Below are 16,292 nucleotides of genomic sequence, written 5' to 3' on the forward strand. Positions count from 1 at the left end.
CTCATAATACTAAACGAAAAAGATATACACTGTACCCAAAATCAAAGGAATTAAAACTGGTAAAAATGATTTCTTCATATAATCAGCAAAAGTTATTGTCTTATTGTAATTTTTCTCTAATAAAGATACCCCTACAATATTTTGAACGGCTCCTAATGGAGTTAGATTAGTTCCCAAATTTGCTCCTATTGCATATGCATACCATAATTCATACGGGGCTCCATGAACTATTAAAAGTTTAATAACTGGTGCTAAAATTAATGTCCCAGGTACAGCACTTAAAAATGGTATAATAAATGCAGAAACCCACATTATTACAATCATAAGAATTGCTGGTGTTGCCAAAAGAGGATTAAAGATATTAGCAATCATTTGAGTAACTCCAATTTCCTCTAATGAAAAAGCTATTGTAAATAAACCACCATAAAAAAACATTGTATCCCAATCCAAACTACTTGACATACTTTCAAAATCCTTTTTAGTTAATAACATTAAAATTAATGCTCCTGATATTGCTATTAAAGCAAGATCTATTTTTATTACAGAATGTAGCATAAATCCCGTTAAGACAACAGCAAATACACCTACACCTTTATACATCAATGATTTATTTTCAATAGCTTTCTCGGGATCCATAGAGGATAATTTTTTTAATTTTTCATTGTATGTTTTTGTATCAACTTTATTATTTATTTTATACATAGCTAAAATAGAAATAAAAGATAAAACTGTTATTGGTAACATAACAATTAAAAATCTAGTAAAATCCAATTTTCCAACAGAACCCAAAACAATATTTAATGGACTACCAATTAAAGTGCTCATACCTCCAATATTATCTATATATATTGTCAATAATAGTAATGGAGCAGGATCAACTTCAAGAGTATCTGCAACTAAAAATATAATTGGAGCTATCAACATGATTGTAATTAAATTATCCAAAAAAGCAGAGAATAACGTTACTACAAGCATCAACAAAGTTAAAACTACCCAAAATCTATACTTACTTAATTTAATAGCGTTTATAGCTGTAAATGTAAAAAAACCACTTTCTTTTAATATCTCAACAATAATCATCATACCAAGTAAAATACCTAGCGTTTCAAAACTAACTATTCTTCCTAAATTGTCAAATTCCAATCCTTCAACTGGTTTTAAAATAAAAAGGAGAACTCCAAAAAAGAAAGTGATAATAGACTTTTTTACATTTCGTGCAAATATTATAAAATAATACGCGACTATAGCTATACCCAATACCAACAACTCTGACATATCAACCGCCTCCAATTTAGATAGTTTTAACATTCTAATTAAACTCTTTTTCTTTAAAGTTCTCTTGAAAACTATTTTAAGTTTTAAAAAAAAATTCTTCTTAATTTAGAGAAAATGTGTTAAAATAATTATTAGATACGGAGGTGATAATATGTTTGATAACTTTACAGATAGAGCAGCAAAGGTTTTCATTGAAGCTCAGAATGAGGCAAGATTTATGGGACATCCTTATGTGGGGACTGAGCACTTATTATTAGGACTTTTAAAAGTAAGTGGAAAATATTTATCTCAAATTTTTTCATATTATAATTTAACTTATGGAAAAATCAAAGCTGAAATAACTAATATAGTGGGTGTTAATGCTTCTCATAATATCGTTGGTTCCTCACCACAACCAACCCCCAGAGCTAAAAGAATAATTGAATTAGCATATGACGAATCAGAAATACTTGGAACATCACAAATTGATGCTGAACACTTATTGCTTGGTATATGTAGAGAAGGAGAGGGTATTGCCGCTCATGTATTAAGGCGTTTAGGAATTAATCTCGTCGAAATGAGGAAAAAATTAGCAGATTTAATGTTAAACAAAAGCGATAGTATTAAAAATTCAACTACTTCTTATGATGAAGAAAATGAAGAAAGAATTAGGCAAAGGCAAAATGCCCTCAAACAACTTGAAGGATATGGAACTGATTTAACAGATAAAGCAGAAAAAAATGAATTAGACCCTGTGATAGGTAGAGAAGTTGAGATAAGAAGAGTGATGGAAATATTAGCCAGAAGAAAGAAAAATAATCCTGTTTTAATAGGGGAAGCTGGTGTAGGAAAGAGTGCAATTGTAGAAGGATTAGCAAAAAAAATTGTGGAAGGTGACGTTCCTGAAGTATTGAAAAATAAATGTATTTTTTCTCTAGATTTAACCTCATTGGTTGCTGGAACTAAATATCGTGGTGAATTTGAAAAAAGAATGAAAAAATTAATGCAAATTTTAGAAAAAAACAAAGATATAATATTGTTTATAGACGAATTACATATGATTGTTGAAGCTGGTGCTGCCGAAGGCTCATCAATGGATGCAGCTAATGTATTAAAACCAGCATTAGCAAGTGGTAATATTACAGTAATTGGCGCCACAACACCTGCTGAATACAGAAAATTCATAGAAAAAGACCCAGCATTAGAGAGAAGATTTCAAAAGATATATGTAAATGAACCAACATATGAAGAGGCTTTAGAGATTTTAAAAGGTATAAAAACAAAATACGAAGAACATCACAAAGTAAAATATACATTTGACGCTTTGGAATCTGCTGTAAATCTTTCATTACGTTATATAACTGATAGATTTTTACCAGATAAAGCTGTAGATTTAATTGATGAAGCTGGTGCAAGGGTACGTTTAAACGCTTTAACATTACCAAATAATTTAAAAAAATTATTAAATAAAATTACTGAATTAGAAAATAAAAAAGAATATTTAATGCAGAATGATGATTACGAAGAAATAGAAAAAATAAAATCTCAAATATCTTCATTAAAAAAGAAATACTCCAAAAAATATTCAGAGTGGCGTGAAAAAGCAGAAAAAGAAATAATAGAAATTACTGAAGAACATATTTCTGAAGTAGTTTCTGATTGGACTGGAGTTCCATTGAAAAAATTAGAAATGTCTGAAATGGAAAGATTATTGAATTTAGAAGCTGTATTGCACGAAAGAGTTATAGGGCAAGATGACGCAATAAAAGCTGTTTCCCGTGCAATAAGACGTTCAAGGAGCGGAATAAAAGATCCAAGAAGACCTACTGGTGTATTTTTATTTTTAGGTCCTACTGGCGTCGGAAAAACAGAACTAGCAAAAACTATAGCTGAATACTTATTTGGAGATGAAAAGGCATTAGTTAGAATTGATATGTCTGAATATATGGAAAAGTTCAATGTTTCAAGGCTTGTTGGAGCACCTCCAGGATATGTAGGATATGAAGAAGGTGGACAATTAACTGAGGCTGTTAGGCGAAGACCATATTCTGTAATTCTTCTTGATGAAATTGAAAAAGCTCATCCTGATGTATATAATATTTTATTACAAATAATGGATGATGGAAGATTAACTGATTCGCAAGGGAGATTGGTAGACTTTAGAAATTCAATCATTATAATGACGAGTAATCTTGGAAGTGAGACAATTAATAAAACAAAAAGATCTATGGGATTTGTCGATGAAGAATCAGAAGAGAAAAAATATAATGAGATAAAGTTATCTGTAATGGAGGAAGTAAGAAAAGCTTTTAAACCGGAATTTTTAAATAGACTTGATGAAACTGTTGTTTTCCATCCTTTAACAAAAAAAGATATGAAAGAAATTATAAAAATTCAATTAAAGGATCTTGAAAAAAGACTAAAGGAAAAAGATTTGCATTTAAAATTCAAAGAAGAGGCTGTGGATCTTTTAATAGAAAAGGGATTTGATCCTATTTTTGGCGCTAGACCTTTAAAGAGAGCGATACAACGTTATTTAGAGGATTCTCTTTCAGAAGAAATTTTAAAAGGCAGATTTAAAGAAGGAGATAAAATCATAATTGATGTAAAAAATAATCAAATACATTTCAAAAAAGGTAGAAGAGCTACCCCTAAACAGAAGGTGCAATAATGGGGAAAAAGAAGCAAAATTACTATGTTTGTTCTGAATGCGGTTATGAAAGTACTAAATGGTTTGCAAAATGCCCTTCATGTAATGAATGGAATACCGCGGTGGAATTCACCGCGGATACTTTTAATGATAAAATAAACACCCCTCCATCAGAAATATTATTTTTAACCGATAATATTAGAGAACCACAAAAAATTAATACTGGATTTAAAGAATTAAATGAAATATTATATGATGGGTTTGTAGAAGGGGCTGTCTATTTATTAGCCGGAGAACCTGGCATTGGGAAAAGCACTTTTTTAACTCAAATATCAGCAAATGTTAGCAAAGATAAATTTGTTGTCTATGTTTCTGGTGAAGAATCATCCGAACAAGTCTTTCAAAGATTTAATAGACTAAAAGTTAAAAAAGAAGAAAAGAAAATTGGTCTTGTCTTTGAAAATTCTCTAGAAAAAATTATATCTTTAATAGAGTCTTTAAAAGAAAAACCAGAATTTTTGATAATTGACTCAATACAAACTATTAAATCCGAAAATTTCTCTTCATATGCAGGAAGTGTTTTACAGGTAAAGGAAGTAACGAGATACCTTTCTGAATACTGTAAAAAAAGGAATATCACTTTGATAATAGTTGGTCATGTAACTAAAGGTGGAATCATTGCTGGACCAAAAATATTAGAACATATGGTCGATGCAGTTCTACAATTTGAATTAGAAAAAACATCAGGACTGAGAATGCTCAGAATATTAAAAAACAGATATGGACCTACTGATGAAATTTTAATGTTTGAGATGACGCAAAAAGGATTGTTGCCTATCTCTGAATATACACATTATTTTCTAAAAGACTATAAAAATGCTTCTGGTAATGTTTTAACTATTGTAAAAGAGGGAAGTAAGCTTATACCTATTGAAATACAAGCATTAGTTAGTAAACCTGTTTATGGCAATCCCAGAAGAGTTACTTCTGGAGCACCATTAGATAGACTTTTAATGATAATCGCTGTATTGAGTAAGCGTTTAAGGTTGCCTATTGAATCCAAAGATATTTTTCTAAGCACATCGGGTGGATTCAAAATTTCGGATACTTCTAGTGATTTAGCCATTGCATATGCTTTATTATCTTCACTTTTTGATATTTCCACAAACAATTCTATAGTTGTTCTAGGAGAAATAGGTCTTGATGGAAATATACGTAATGTTAGAGATTTAGATAAACGAATAGCATTTGCTAAAAAATTAGGAATTGAAACAACTGTTATTCCACAATCAAAAAATAAATATAATGATATATTAAGTGTTAAAAATCTTTCTGAACTAGTAAAAAGATTTTTCTCATAATCGAGGTGATGTAAATGAAAGATTGCTTTTTAGAAATTTTAAGTTCTTTAGCCCCAGGCAAAAAACTCAGAAATGGTATTGATTTAATAATTTCAGCTAATTTAGGTGCTCTAATTTTTTTAACAGATAATGCTGAAGAACATTTAAAAAATGGACTAATACAATTAGGTTTTGTTATTGATATAGATTTTGAACCTGAAAGACTATATGAATTAGCTAAGATGGATGGAGCCATTGTTTTAAATAAAGATGCAACAAAAATTTTATATGCAAATGCACAATTAAACCCTTCCAGTGATATCCCTAGTTTTCAAACGGGGATGAGACATAGAACAGCAGAAAGAATGGCTAAACAAACAAATGAAACTCTTATAGCTGTTTCCAAAAGAAGAAACCAAGTTTCAATTTATAAAGGTTCTGAAAGTAAAGTATTATTCCCAGAAATAATTATTTTACCACGTCTTAACCAAGAAATTGCAGTTGCTCAACGCTATAAACAAAGCTTTTTTGAATTACTTTCAGAAATTAACATTTCAGAAATGGAAAATAGAGTTATTTTATCTAACGTAGTCGAAGCTATATCTAAAGGTTTTATGACCTTAAAAGTTGCTGCAAAAGCTGAAAATTATCTTTTAGAATTGGGAGAAGCTGCGGAAAGTTCAAGGTTAGAAATTAATGAAATATATAGAATAACTCCACGTTATTTGGGAGCTTTAATAATGGATTATTCAAAAGATCTACTTGACTTTCAATATCCACAAGATTCGCTAAAATTATTCGAAGGATTAAAAACAGAAGATTTTTTAAATATGAAAATAATTGCTCAAAAATTGGGGTATGAAATAGAAACAGAAAATGATTTGGAAGAATTCTTTGTTACACCAAGAGGATTTAGATTACTATACTCAACCAGAATCCCATCTATTACTGTAAGAAACGTTGTAGAAACCTTTAAAAATTTAGATACATTAATGAAGGCAAATATTGACGAATTAATTAACGTTCCAGGTATAGGGAAAAAGAGAGCAGAAAGAATTAATAGAGCAATTAAGAGAAAAAGTGAATTTTCTGAAAAAATCTCTTCTGAATGGGGGAAATTTAATGAAAATTATAACGAATAATAAACATGCTACTTATCAATACCATATTTTAGAAAAATATGAAGCAGGTATTGAATTAAGAGGTTCTGAAGTAAAGTCTCTTCGAGAAGGCAGAATAAATTTGAAAGATGCTTTTTGTAAAATAGAAAATGGTGAAATTTTTCTATACAATGCTCATATTAACCAATATAAAAACGCATCATTATTCAATCACGATCCTGAAAGACCAAGAAAACTATTAATGCATAAATATGAGATTTTAAAATTAGATCAAAAAGTTAAAGAAAAAGGATTAACAATTGTTCCCTTAAAAATGTATTTTAATGAAAAAGGTTTAGTTAAGGTTGAAATAGCTTTAGTTAAAGGTAAAAAATTATATGATAAAAGAGAAGATTTAGCTAAACGAGATTTAGAAAGGCGAATAAAAAAAAGCCTTAAGTATGATATGTGAGGTGTATTATGAAAGCAATTGAAATGAAAAATGTTACTAGAAAATTCAAAGATGTTGTAGCTATTAAGAATATTGATTTTGCCATAGAAGAAAATAAAATAGTAGGACTTCTTGGACCAAATGGTGCAGGAAAGTCCACTTTAATGAAAATAGTATCTACACTTATTTTACCTTCTTCTGGCGAAGTAAAATCTTTCGGCATAGACGTTGTTAAAGAAAAACATAAAGTTAGAAAATTTATCAGCCTTGTATCAGATTATACTGTTTTAGAAGATGAATTAACCCCATATGAAAATCTAATATTATTTGGAAAAATAAGCAATGTAAAAGATAATTTAAAATCTAGAGCCTTATCACTATTAGAAGATTTTGGATTATCACAATACAAATATAGGCTTACCAAAAATTTATCTTCTGGTAATAAACAAAAATTAAATATTGCTCGTTCATTAATTAAAGATCCAAAATTACTATTATTGGATGAGCCTACAATTGCTATTGATGTTGAAACTTCAAGATTTATCAGGGAATATATTCTTGACCAAAATTTAAAAAACAATAAAACGATTTTAATTTCTTCTCATTATATGTGGGAAGTGGAGCAAATAGCCTCTGAAATAGCTATTTTGGTTAATGGGTCTATCGTCGCTCACGATAAAATTACTAATATTATGAAAAATTTTGAAGAGAAACTATCCATATATGAAATAGAACTTAAAAATACTAATTATTTATCGAAATTAGAAAAAATAAAAGAAGAGGATAATATAACTGGATTAAAAATTATTTCATCAACTACAGCTATTATTGAAACCCCATTAAAAGAAAAGGATTTTATCAATTTAATCAATAAATATGATATTGAATATGACTATAGAATGATGAAAATATCATTAGAAGATGTATATTCATATATTATTAGAGGAAGAGATTATGGAAAGGTTGGATAAATTTTTAGCAAATGCAAAAGTTGGTACTCGCAATGAAGTAAAAAAATTAATTAGAAAAGGGCTTATTAAAGTAAATGGAAATGTCATTAAAAAAAGCGACTTCAAATTAAAAGATACTGATATTGTAGAAATGAATGGAAATATTATTGAAAAACATAAGTTAATATATATTATTATTAACAAACCCGTTGGATATTTATCTTCAACCTATGATTCTCACGATAAATATATTTTACAATTAATTAATCATAAATATAGAGATGAATTAAGCATTGCTGGAAGATTAGATAAAGATGCACATGGATTATTATTTTTAACTAATGATGGTGATATGATACATAAAATTATTTCTCCCAAAAAAAATATTTATAAAACATATGAAGTTAAAGTAAATGGAAACATTACTCAAGATAAAATCAAAAAGTTGGAAAGTGGAATTCAATTAAAAGACTTTATAACAAAACCGGCAATAGTAGAAAAAATTGAAAACAATTTAATCACTATAAAAATCTCAGAAGGAAAATATCACCAAGTAAAAAGAATGATGAGAGCTGTAAATTTAGAAGTTGTAGATTTAAAAAGAATAGCGATAGGAAATTTATATCTTCCAGATGGTTTAAAAGAAGGTAAATGGATGGAAATTGAAAAACCAAATATTTTCGATAATAACTCCCCAATATAAATAAAATCCTAAAGGAATTCTTTTTCTCCTATCAAATATAAAAGTTGTTAAAATTGAAAATATAATAATTTCAAAAATTTTGGTTCCAAAAATTAATGTTAATCCAAAAATAAGTTTTAAATCTCCAAAACCTATTTTTTCCTTTTTAAAATATATGTATAATATAATACCTAAAATTATTGCTAAAATAGAATAATATAAATTAAAGTTGATTAACCCATATATTATTATTAAATAATTTAATATATCAGGTATATAAAACGTATTAAAATCCACAAAAGCTATTAATGCACTTATTATTATTAAAATATTTAAATTTCCGAAAATACCAACAAAAATAACTCCCGATAAAATCGGGAGTATTATTTTATTATCTTTTAAAATCGCTTTTTTAAATAACTGAAAATCTTCATTAATTTTCAAGAAAAACTTTTTCTTCATCATCTAAAATTTCGTCAAATATATTTTTTACTCCATAATAATACCACGGATATTTCTCCTTCATTTCACTAATCAATGATTTTGCTTTATCCTTTTTTCCAGATTTTATAAATGGCACCGTTAATAAAATTCTAAAGTGTTCATAATTTGTATTTTTATCTAAAAATTTATTAATAAATTTCTCAACCTTATCATATTTACCATTTTGGAACATTATTTTTGCCCAAATTTCCACATCGCTTACATATTCTGGTTGTGCATTTGAAATATCTTCCTCCATTTCTTGAGCTTCTATATTTCTTTCTAATTTTTTATATATTTCTATTAATTCATACTTTGCTAAAATACTTTTTGGATATTTATTCAAAAATTTTTCTAATATTCTTGCAGCCTTTTTATAATTTTTTGCTTGTCTATATGCATCTGCAATCATAAAATAAGTTACAGTATTCTCTGGCATTAACTCAACTTCTTTTCCCCAGATTTCTGCTGCTTTTTCAAATTCTCCAAGATTAAAATATACTTCTCCTAATTCTGATAAAGCTGCTATGTTCCATGGGTCTTGCTTTACAGCCATTTCCAAATATTTTTTCCCTTCTTCAAAATTACCTTCTTCTACCAAAACTGAACCTAAAATCTCATAAGCTGGTGTATAATTTGGATCTATTTCAATCATAAATTTAACAATTTTCTTTAATTCAGAAAAATTATGATGATCTGCATAATCGAGAATGATGTCATATAATTCATTTAAAGTTGCATGATTAAAATCTGATGGAGTTAATTCAAATTCATCTAAATAACCTAAAAATTCTGAAAAAATAAATGGTTTAGTGACAAAATTTGATGCAATACCTGGTATATTTTCTGATAAAAATTTTATTTTTTTTGATTCCAACATCAGCTTATCTTTTGATTTCAAATCTGCCATCATTAGATCTAAATCACCCTCATACATAACATCTGATAAAATAATAGGAAATACAGTATTTGTATTTATTTCAATTTTTTCACCGTTTATATTTAATAATGCCACTATTTCCATAATCCCACCTCTTTATATTAATATTCTTGTAATTTTATTTTATCATTTTTTACATAAAATAATAAATGTTATAAATATTGATAGCCTGATATAATATAATATAAGACACAAATATTTATAATTATTATAATAAATCCAATCATTACAATAATATTATTCTGAAAGGAGTCTTTATGAAAAAAAAATTTATACTATTATATATAATTATTTTTATTCTTATATATGCTTTTTTTATAGAACCTTTTTCTATAAAAAAAACCTATTTAAAAATAAATGAAAACATTGAAAAACCTATAAAAATAATCGATATTTCGGATCTACACATCTATAAATATATTTTTTTTCACGATAAAATATTAGAAAATATAAAGAAAGAAAAACCTGACATAATTTTATACACTGGAGATTCTATAATAAAAAATACTGATAAAGATAGTTTAAATAAATTTTTTAATAAATTAAGCCAAATTGCCCCAGTATATGCTATATATGGCAACTGGGACTATTATAATCTTAAAATGGTTAACGATGTATATAATGCTAATAATATACATTTAATCAATGATAATTCAATAAGCTTATATTTTGACAACTTTTCTTTAAAGCTTATCGGATTACCTATATATAAAAAAATTTCATATATTGATACTACATCTGCAAGTTATACCATAGTTCTAGAACATATTCCAGATACAATTTATTATAATAAAGAAATTTTTGATCAAGCAAATCTTATCTTGGCTGGCCATACACACGGTGGTCAAGTATATATACCTTTCTTAACAGAACAATTAATAAAAAAATATGCTTTTTATCTTAGAGGTAAAAAAATTTTAGATAAAAATAAAATTATGTATATTAATAGAGGATTAGGATCATGGTATAATATTCGTCTTTTTTCACCACCGGAAATTCTAATTATCACTATATCGCATAATTAAATTTTAATATAATTGTTTATTAAAATATAAATTCATCCTTGACTATGAAAAAAGAATATGTTATAATTTGTCAGACAAAAATATTATAATATAGAGGTGAAAAACATGAAAAAGGGAATCCACCCAGAAATGAAGCTCATCACTGTAAAATGTGCTTGCGGCGCTGAGCACCAGATGTACAGTACAGAAGACAACTTTCGTGTTGATGTTTGTTCAAAATGTCACCCATTCTTTTTAGGTGAAACAAGTTCTCAAATTATCGATACTGAAGGTAGAGTTCAAAAATTCAAGAACAAATATGCAAAATTTCTCAACTCATAAGTGGGAGGATAGCCTCCCATATTGTTATATATAAATTATTTTATGGAGGTAGTATTTGTGGCTAAAAGTATGGCATTTGGCGAAACTGTGAAAGTAACGGTAAAAGACATTAAAAAATTCGGAGCTTTTGTTACACTAGAATCTGGTGAAGAGGGTTTTATTCACATTTCAAAGATTTCAAATGACTATGTAAAAAACATTTCTGACTTTTTAAAAGTTGGTCAGGAACTCGAAGGAAAAATCATAGGAAAAACAAAAGATGGAAAGGTTGAGCTCTCCTTAAAAACCGAAGATGTCAAAGAGGAAAAGAAAGACGATGAATTTGAAAAAAAACTCACTAGATTCCTCAGAGACAGCGACAGGAAGTTATCCGAGTATTCTAAAAGACTCGATAAGAAAAGAGGTGGCAAGGGGAAGAGATAAGTTTTAATAATGTTTTGGGGGATATAAGGCGGTTAAACCGCCTTATTTTTTATTTTCAGTTGATGTTGTTGTATTGTTAGAAGATTTTGAATCATTTATATAAAAACCACTACCCTTAAATGATATACCAACTCTTCCTATACCTTTCCTTGCAGGGCTTCCACATTTTTCACAAAAAATTTCAGGTGTTTCATTCATTCCATGCATTACTGTAAATTCATGTCCACAATTATCACAAACATATCTATATATAGGCATTTAAACACCTCCCATCATTTTCTTTCCTTTAGATTTTAACAATATTATATTTAAAATCCTTTTCATATAATTTAATTTCATAAAAACATATTTGTTTATTTTCTATTAAAATCATTTTTTACTTGAATTATAAAAAGTTTTAGTGTATAATATTTTTTGAGACAGAATTAGATTAAGAAAAAAGGAGGCAGATGAAGTGTCAATTTTAACAATATTAGCCGTTATAGTTCATGTAATTCTATCCATAGCCTTAATTTATTTTGCTTTGCAAAGAATGCAAAAAAATGCAGAATTAGGTGGGGCTTTTGGCTCAGGAGCAGCACACACAATGTTCGGTAGAGAAAAAGGTTTTGACCCTGCAGCAAAAATGGCTCTATGGACAGGAGTATTATTTATGATATCTTGCTTCGTCGTAGCAGCACTTCTTGCGAGGTGATTAAATAGTGGATCTTGAAAAACAATTTGAAATAATAAAAAGAAATGCTATTGATCTAATTTCCGAAGAAGAATTAAAAGAAAGATTAAAATCTCAAAAAAAATTAAGAGTAAAGTTAGGTGTTGATCCATCACGACCAGATTTGCATTTGGGTCATGCTGTTGTGTTAAAAAAATTAAGAGAATTTCAAGACTTAGGTCACCAAGTAGTTTTAATCATAGGCGATTTTACTGCAAGAATTGGTGATCCATCTGGTCGTTCAAAAACGAGACCAATGCTTACAAAAGAAGAAGTTGTAAAAAATGCGGAATCATATAAAAAACAAGCTTTTAAAATTTTAGACCCAGAAAAAACTGAGATAAGATTTAATGGCGAATGGTTAGATAAATTAACTTTTTATGATGTGGTAAAATTATCTTCTAACTATACAGTAGCCAGAATGCTTGAAAGAGATGATTTTGCGAAAAGATTAGCAAATAACGAACCTATTAGTGTTTCTGAATTTATGTATCCATTAGCTCAAGCATATGATTCTGTGATGGTACAATCTGATGTTGAAATTGGTGGAACAGACCAACTTTTTAACTTATTGGTTGGAAGAAAAATTCAAGAAGCTTATGGTCAAAAACCTCAAATCGTTTTGACAATGCCTATTATTGAAGGAACTGATGGAAATTTAAAGATGAGCAAATCTTTCGATAATTATATAGCTTTTGAAGATGAACCTTTTGACATGTACGGGAAAGTTATGTCAATTCCAGATACATTGATATTAAAGTATATGAGATTAGCAACCGATATACCAGAGGATAAAATAAAAGAGTATGGAGAAAAAATGAAAAACAATTCTATAAATCCAAGAGATATAAAAATGATTCTCGCTTTTGAAATAGTTAAGTTTTTCCACGGAAAAGAAAAGGCTGAATATGCTCAAAATGAATTTGTTAAAGTATTTCAGAAAAAAGACATTCCAGATGAAATGGAAGAGATAAAAGTAAATAAGTCTATATCAGCTGTTGACTTATTAATGAAAACTAACTCTGTTTCTAGTAAAAGCGAAGCAAAAAGGCTTATAAATCAAGGTGCAGTCAAGATTAATGATGTCAAAATCAATGATCCTTTCCAATTATTAGAAATTAAAGGCGATGAAGTGCTAAGAATTGGTAAAAGAAGATTTTTTAAACTAAAATTAGATTAATGATTTTTGCAATTTTTATAGTATAATATAGTTAGTGCGTTTTAATAACAAAAAATCAAAATTTAAAAGAGGGGGTAGAGCGTATGCGTAAAACACTTTTAGTATTGGCATTAGTTCTTATTGGAGTATTTTCATTTGCATTTAAAGACGTTCCAAAAGATCATTGGGCATATGATTATGTTATGGATTTAGCAAATAGAGGTATTCTTCCTATGGAAGATAATTTTAATCCTGATATTGTTTTAACAAAAGCTGAAGTTGCAGTATTATTATCAGATACATTAACTTATATTGAAAATGACCCAGTATTAGCAAAAGCTGAAGATATTAAAAGAGTAGAAACTGTTATGAAAATGTTTGAAGAAAAATTAGCTTCAGTAGAATCAAAGGCTATGGAAGACAACAAAGCTTTGAATGTAAAATTAGGTGCGGTAGAATCAGCTGTTACAGCAAATCAAAATGTTTTAATCAATTTATCAAAGAAAGTAAATGCTTTAGAAAATGATTTGAATTCTTTAAAAACCAGTAGCTCAAGAAATTATTTAGAACTAAAATATACTGTGTTAGACTTATCTGATAAATTGAATTCATTATTAGCACTTAAAGATGATGTTTCAGTTAATACAGAAAATATTGATGGTTTATGGGATGAATTAGATACAGTAAAATCAGATTTAGATAATTTAGCTGGAGTAAACGCTAAAGAACACGATGCATTAAAAGCTATGATAAATCAAAAAGCTGACAAGGCTGCTGTTGATAGTTTATCGAAAGATTTAAAAAAAGCTAATAATGAATTAGATACTCTTAAAAAGGTTGCATATAGAGCATTTAATAATGCAGATATGGTTTCAGAAGATATGTTAGATCTTCAAGATCAATTAGATAGTTTATCTTCACAATTATCCAATGTTCCTAGCGACTTATTAAAAGTTCAATATTTAGCTAATGATTTATCTGATAGAGTAACAAACGTTGAAGGAAAAGTTGCAGCTAACGAAGAAAAATTAAATACAGTTGATGCATCAGCTAAAAAAGCTAATACATTAGCAATGGTTGGTATTGCTTTAGCAGTTGTTGCAGTGGTTATTCCTTTTGTAAAAAAATAATATATCACTTGATTAATTAATTTAACGTTAAAAACTCTTGACATTTATTTACAAATATGATAGAATAATTACAGTTTATTACAAATTAAAATTAAACTATATTTAAGGAGGTTGTTTGAATGAAGAAGATTTTTGCTTTAGTCATGGCATTAGCTTTATTGGTATCTGCGTTTGCGGCTACAGAAGTGCCAGCAACATTATCAGTTACTAACCCAGTTTTTAAAGGTAGCGTTAGTTTCGAATTAGGGTTTGATGAAAATGGTTTAGATTTAAACTTCGCAAATGGATTATCCATGGTTACTAATTTTTCATGGAATTATAGTGCAAGTTTTGGTTCAAAAGATGAAGGTGCTTTATCAGTAGTGTTAAGCGGTGATTTAACATCGAATACAGTTCCTTCTATTGTAAGTTTTACTCTAGAAGATGATTTATTAAAAGCTGTTTTTAACAACAGTGGAATCGCAGAATATTCAACATATATTTTATACAACGAAGATGCTGATGGTGATGGTGCTTTAGATTTACCTGCAGTAGGAGCACATCATGCATTAGTAACATTAAAAGATTTAGGATTAGATTTATTATATGTTGACTTAACTTCTGGTTATGATGTTGATGTGGATGCAACATCTTCTGATAAACCAATTTTACTAAATGGTGATTTATTTGCTGCTAAAAAAGATTTATCTGTTTCTATGTTTGATGTTAATGTAACAGCTGCTGGATGGGCTGCAACAGATACAAGAGTGGCAGTAACAGGCTCTGCAACAGAAACAGGTTTTGCAGTTTCTTTTGAAACAACAGCAAAAGAAGCTTTAGAAGGTTTGAGTTCTGATATTTTAGTATTATCTCATGACGGTTCCTTGACTTATATGGTTAAAGGTTCTTATTCTAAAGATTTTGAAGCTGGTTTATTTACAGTAACTCCACATGTTTCATATGATTTTGCTAAAGCTGAATTAGTTCCTGTATTTATTAAACCAGTTTCAGACGCTACACAAGTTGCATTTGGTGCTAATTTAGCTGCTGATTTCGGTGTAGCAGGTAACCTAAAATTAACAGATACTGTTACATTACCACTTCCTGGAGATATGTCTTATACATATGCTGTCACATACTCAAATAAAGTGCATAACTTATTTAACTTAGAATATTTAACAGTTACTAAAGTTAATGGAACAGAAGTTGCTTCTCCATTTAATTTATCAGCAAAAGTTTCTGGTTCTACTACATTTGATGCTGTTTCAGCTGGTTATGATGTTACATTAGGTTCAGTTGCATTAGATAAAGTTTCTGATGAATACGCTGTAGATGTTCACGCAAATGCTGGCTATAAAACAGATATGGTTTCAGTATCATTTGATACATGGTATAAATTACACGCAGCTACAAAAGATGCTACAAATAACTTAGGTTATATGGCTTCAGTTGAAGTTAAGCCTATGGACAAAGTTGCTGTAGATTTATCTTTAAAGAACTTCAATGATACTGACAACGATGGAAATTACTTTGAAGAAACATTTAATAAACCAGCTGACTTCTTATACTCAGTAGATGTAACATATGCATATACTGATAATGTGACAACCGGCTTCCACTTAAGTAATGCTGCATTCGGAAGAAAAGCATTATATTGGAATGCATATGTAAAAGGTTCTATAAGCTTCTAAAT

17 protein-coding genes are annotated in these 16,292 nt (G+C 28.5%); 13 read left to right on the forward strand and 4 right to left on the reverse strand.

Annotated elements, in window-relative coordinates:
• Positions 1 to 9: 9 nt before the first annotated feature.
• A complete protein-coding gene (locus ACZ5CK_RS08690) occupies positions 10 to 1,308 on the reverse strand; it encodes an ArsB/NhaD family transporter (RefSeq protein WP_464581426.1) in 1,299 nt (432 codons plus the stop codon).
• A gap of 118 nt (positions 1,309 to 1,426) precedes the next feature.
• Here ACZ5CK_RS08690 and ACZ5CK_RS08695 point away from each other — a divergent pair, with 118 nt between their 5' ends.
• Genes ACZ5CK_RS08695 through ACZ5CK_RS08720 form a run of 6 tightly spaced genes read left to right on the forward strand, consistent with a single transcriptional unit; the run spans position 1,427 to position 8,448 of the window.
• Entirely contained in the window at positions 1,427 to 3,925 is a 2,499-nt protein-coding gene (locus tag ACZ5CK_RS08695; RefSeq protein WP_464581427.1) for an ATP-dependent Clp protease ATP-binding subunit, read from the forward strand.
• A complete protein-coding gene (gene radA / locus ACZ5CK_RS08700) occupies positions 3,925 to 5,265 on the forward strand; it encodes a DNA repair protein RadA (protein ID WP_464581428.1) in 1,341 nt (446 codons plus the stop codon). Before ACZ5CK_RS08695 ends, radA begins: the two co-directional genes overlap by 1 nt.
• A gap of 14 nt (positions 5,266 to 5,279) precedes the next feature.
• Entirely contained in the window at positions 5,280 to 6,386 is a 1,107-nt protein-coding gene (disA, locus tag ACZ5CK_RS08705) for a DNA integrity scanning diadenylate cyclase DisA (protein ID WP_464581429.1), read from the forward strand.
• Positions 6,367 to 6,816, forward strand: coding sequence for an SsrA-binding protein SmpB (gene smpB, locus ACZ5CK_RS08710; protein ID WP_464581430.1), 450 nt, complete (start codon positions 6,367 to 6,369; stop codon positions 6,814 to 6,816). The genes disA and smpB overlap by 20 nt, the downstream gene beginning before the upstream one ends.
• Before the next feature lie 8 nt (positions 6,817 to 6,824).
• The gene (locus tag ACZ5CK_RS08715) at positions 6,825 to 7,766 is read left to right on the forward strand and encodes an ABC transporter ATP-binding protein (protein ID WP_464581431.1); all 942 of its coding nucleotides are present in this window, start codon (positions 6,825 to 6,827) and stop codon (positions 7,764 to 7,766) included.
• Positions 7,750 to 8,448: a pseudouridine synthase gene (locus ACZ5CK_RS08720; protein ID WP_464581432.1), complete on the forward strand. Its 699-nt coding sequence runs from the start codon at positions 7,750 to 7,752 to the stop codon at positions 8,446 to 8,448. The genes ACZ5CK_RS08715 and ACZ5CK_RS08720 overlap by 17 nt, the downstream gene beginning before the upstream one ends.
• Here the strand turns inward: ACZ5CK_RS08720 and ACZ5CK_RS08725 are convergent.
• Together ACZ5CK_RS08725 and ACZ5CK_RS08730 are read right to left on the reverse strand one after the other, a co-directional pair.
• On the reverse strand, positions 8,383 to 8,892 hold the full coding sequence (locus ACZ5CK_RS08725; RefSeq protein ID WP_464581433.1) for a prepilin peptidase: 510 nt from the start codon (positions 8,890 to 8,892) through the stop codon (positions 8,383 to 8,385). The two genes, ACZ5CK_RS08720 and ACZ5CK_RS08725, sit on opposite strands and share 66 nt — an antisense overlap.
• Positions 8,861 to 9,934: a tetratricopeptide repeat protein gene (locus ACZ5CK_RS08730; RefSeq protein WP_464581434.1), complete on the reverse strand. Its 1,074-nt coding sequence runs from the start codon at positions 9,932 to 9,934 to the stop codon at positions 8,861 to 8,863. The genes ACZ5CK_RS08725 and ACZ5CK_RS08730 overlap by 32 nt, the downstream gene beginning before the upstream one ends.
• 173 nt (positions 9,935 to 10,107) lie before the next feature.
• Here ACZ5CK_RS08730 and ACZ5CK_RS08735 point away from each other — a divergent pair, with 173 nt between their 5' ends.
• The 3 genes from ACZ5CK_RS08735 (at position 10,108) to ACZ5CK_RS08745 (ending at position 11,619) form a co-directional block, all read left to right on the forward strand.
• Entirely contained in the window at positions 10,108 to 10,875 is a 768-nt protein-coding gene (locus ACZ5CK_RS08735; RefSeq protein ID WP_464581435.1) for a metallophosphoesterase, read from the forward strand.
• Between the two features lie 105 nt (positions 10,876 to 10,980).
• On the forward strand, positions 10,981 to 11,196 hold the full coding sequence (gene rpmE / locus ACZ5CK_RS08740) for a 50S ribosomal protein L31 (RefSeq protein ID WP_165147155.1): 216 nt from the start codon (positions 10,981 to 10,983) through the stop codon (positions 11,194 to 11,196).
• A 69-nt stretch (positions 11,197 to 11,265) separates the two neighbouring features.
• Complete coding sequence (locus tag ACZ5CK_RS08745) at positions 11,266 to 11,619, forward strand: S1 RNA-binding domain-containing protein (RefSeq protein WP_072862417.1); 354 nt, start codon at positions 11,266 to 11,268, stop codon at positions 11,617 to 11,619.
• Positions 11,620 to 11,661: 42 nt separating this feature from the next.
• On the opposite strand, the gene ACZ5CK_RS08750 is transcribed toward ACZ5CK_RS08745, so the two are convergent.
• Positions 11,662 to 11,877, reverse strand: a complete 216-nt coding sequence (locus ACZ5CK_RS08750; protein WP_464581436.1) for an FmdB family zinc ribbon protein — start codon at positions 11,875 to 11,877, stop codon at positions 11,662 to 11,664.
• 196 nt (positions 11,878 to 12,073) lie between these two features.
• Between ACZ5CK_RS08750 and secG the strand changes: the two genes are divergently transcribed.
• The 4 genes from secG to ACZ5CK_RS08770 all read left to right on the forward strand — a co-directional run bounded on the left by secG (position 12,074) and on the right by ACZ5CK_RS08770 (position 16,290).
• Positions 12,074 to 12,313 (forward strand): preprotein translocase subunit SecG, encoded by a 240-nt coding sequence (gene secG / locus ACZ5CK_RS08755; protein ID WP_464581437.1) that lies wholly within the window; start codon positions 12,074 to 12,076, stop codon positions 12,311 to 12,313.
• Between the two features lie 7 nt (positions 12,314 to 12,320).
• Positions 12,321 to 13,511 carry a tyrosine--tRNA ligase gene (gene tyrS, locus ACZ5CK_RS08760; protein ID WP_464581438.1) on the forward strand — a complete coding sequence of 397 codons (1,191 nt, stop codon included), beginning with the start codon at positions 12,321 to 12,323 and terminating at the stop codon, positions 13,509 to 13,511.
• An 83-nt stretch (positions 13,512 to 13,594) separates the two neighbouring features.
• Positions 13,595 to 14,620: an S-layer homology domain-containing protein gene (locus ACZ5CK_RS08765; RefSeq protein ID WP_464581439.1), complete on the forward strand. Its 1,026-nt coding sequence runs from the start codon at positions 13,595 to 13,597 to the stop codon at positions 14,618 to 14,620.
• A 119-nt stretch (positions 14,621 to 14,739) separates the two neighbouring features.
• Positions 14,740 to 16,290 carry a hypothetical protein gene (locus ACZ5CK_RS08770; RefSeq protein ID WP_464581440.1) on the forward strand — a complete coding sequence of 517 codons (1,551 nt, stop codon included), beginning with the start codon at positions 14,740 to 14,742 and terminating at the stop codon, positions 16,288 to 16,290.
• Positions 16,291 to 16,292 lie beyond the last annotated feature (2 nt).

This window comes from Marinitoga okinawensis (genome assembly GCF_055387075.1).

Coding starts and splice junctions, on each gene's coding strand:
- ACZ5CK_RS08770 (WP_464581440.1), top strand. CDS start 14,740: ATGAAGAAGATTTTTGCTTTAGTCATGGCATTAGCTTTATTGGTATCT.
- disA (WP_464581429.1), top strand. CDS start 5,280: ATGAAAGATTGCTTTTTAGAAATTTTAAGTTCTTTAGCCCCAGGCAAA.
- ACZ5CK_RS08690 (WP_464581426.1), bottom strand. CDS start 1,308: ATGTTAAAACTATCTAAATTGGAGGCGGTTGATATGTCAGAGTTGTTG.
- smpB (WP_464581430.1), top strand. CDS start 6,367: ATGAAAATTATAACGAATAATAAACATGCTACTTATCAATACCATATT.
- ACZ5CK_RS08745 (WP_072862417.1), top strand. CDS start 11,266: ATGGCATTTGGCGAAACTGTGAAAGTAACGGTAAAAGACATTAAAAAA.
- ACZ5CK_RS08715 (WP_464581431.1), top strand. CDS start 6,825: ATGAAAGCAATTGAAATGAAAAATGTTACTAGAAAATTCAAAGATGTT.
- ACZ5CK_RS08695 (WP_464581427.1), top strand. CDS start 1,427: ATGTTTGATAACTTTACAGATAGAGCAGCAAAGGTTTTCATTGAAGCT.
- ACZ5CK_RS08720 (WP_464581432.1), top strand. CDS start 7,750: ATGGAAAGGTTGGATAAATTTTTAGCAAATGCAAAAGTTGGTACTCGC.
- ACZ5CK_RS08725 (WP_464581433.1), bottom strand. CDS start 8,892: ATGATGAAGAAAAAGTTTTTCTTGAAAATTAATGAAGATTTTCAGTTA.
- ACZ5CK_RS08730 (WP_464581434.1), bottom strand. CDS start 9,934: ATGGAAATAGTGGCATTATTAAATATAAACGGTGAAAAAATTGAAATA.
- ACZ5CK_RS08765 (WP_464581439.1), top strand. CDS start 13,595: ATGCGTAAAACACTTTTAGTATTGGCATTAGTTCTTATTGGAGTATTT.
- ACZ5CK_RS08750 (WP_464581436.1), bottom strand. CDS start 11,877: ATGCCTATATATAGATATGTTTGTGATAATTGTGGACATGAATTTACA.
- rpmE (WP_165147155.1), top strand. CDS start 10,981: ATGAAAAAGGGAATCCACCCAGAAATGAAGCTCATCACTGTAAAATGT.
- radA (WP_464581428.1), top strand. CDS start 3,925: ATGGGGAAAAAGAAGCAAAATTACTATGTTTGTTCTGAATGCGGTTAT.
- ACZ5CK_RS08735 (WP_464581435.1), top strand. CDS start 10,108: ATGAAAAAAAAATTTATACTATTATATATAATTATTTTTATTCTTATA.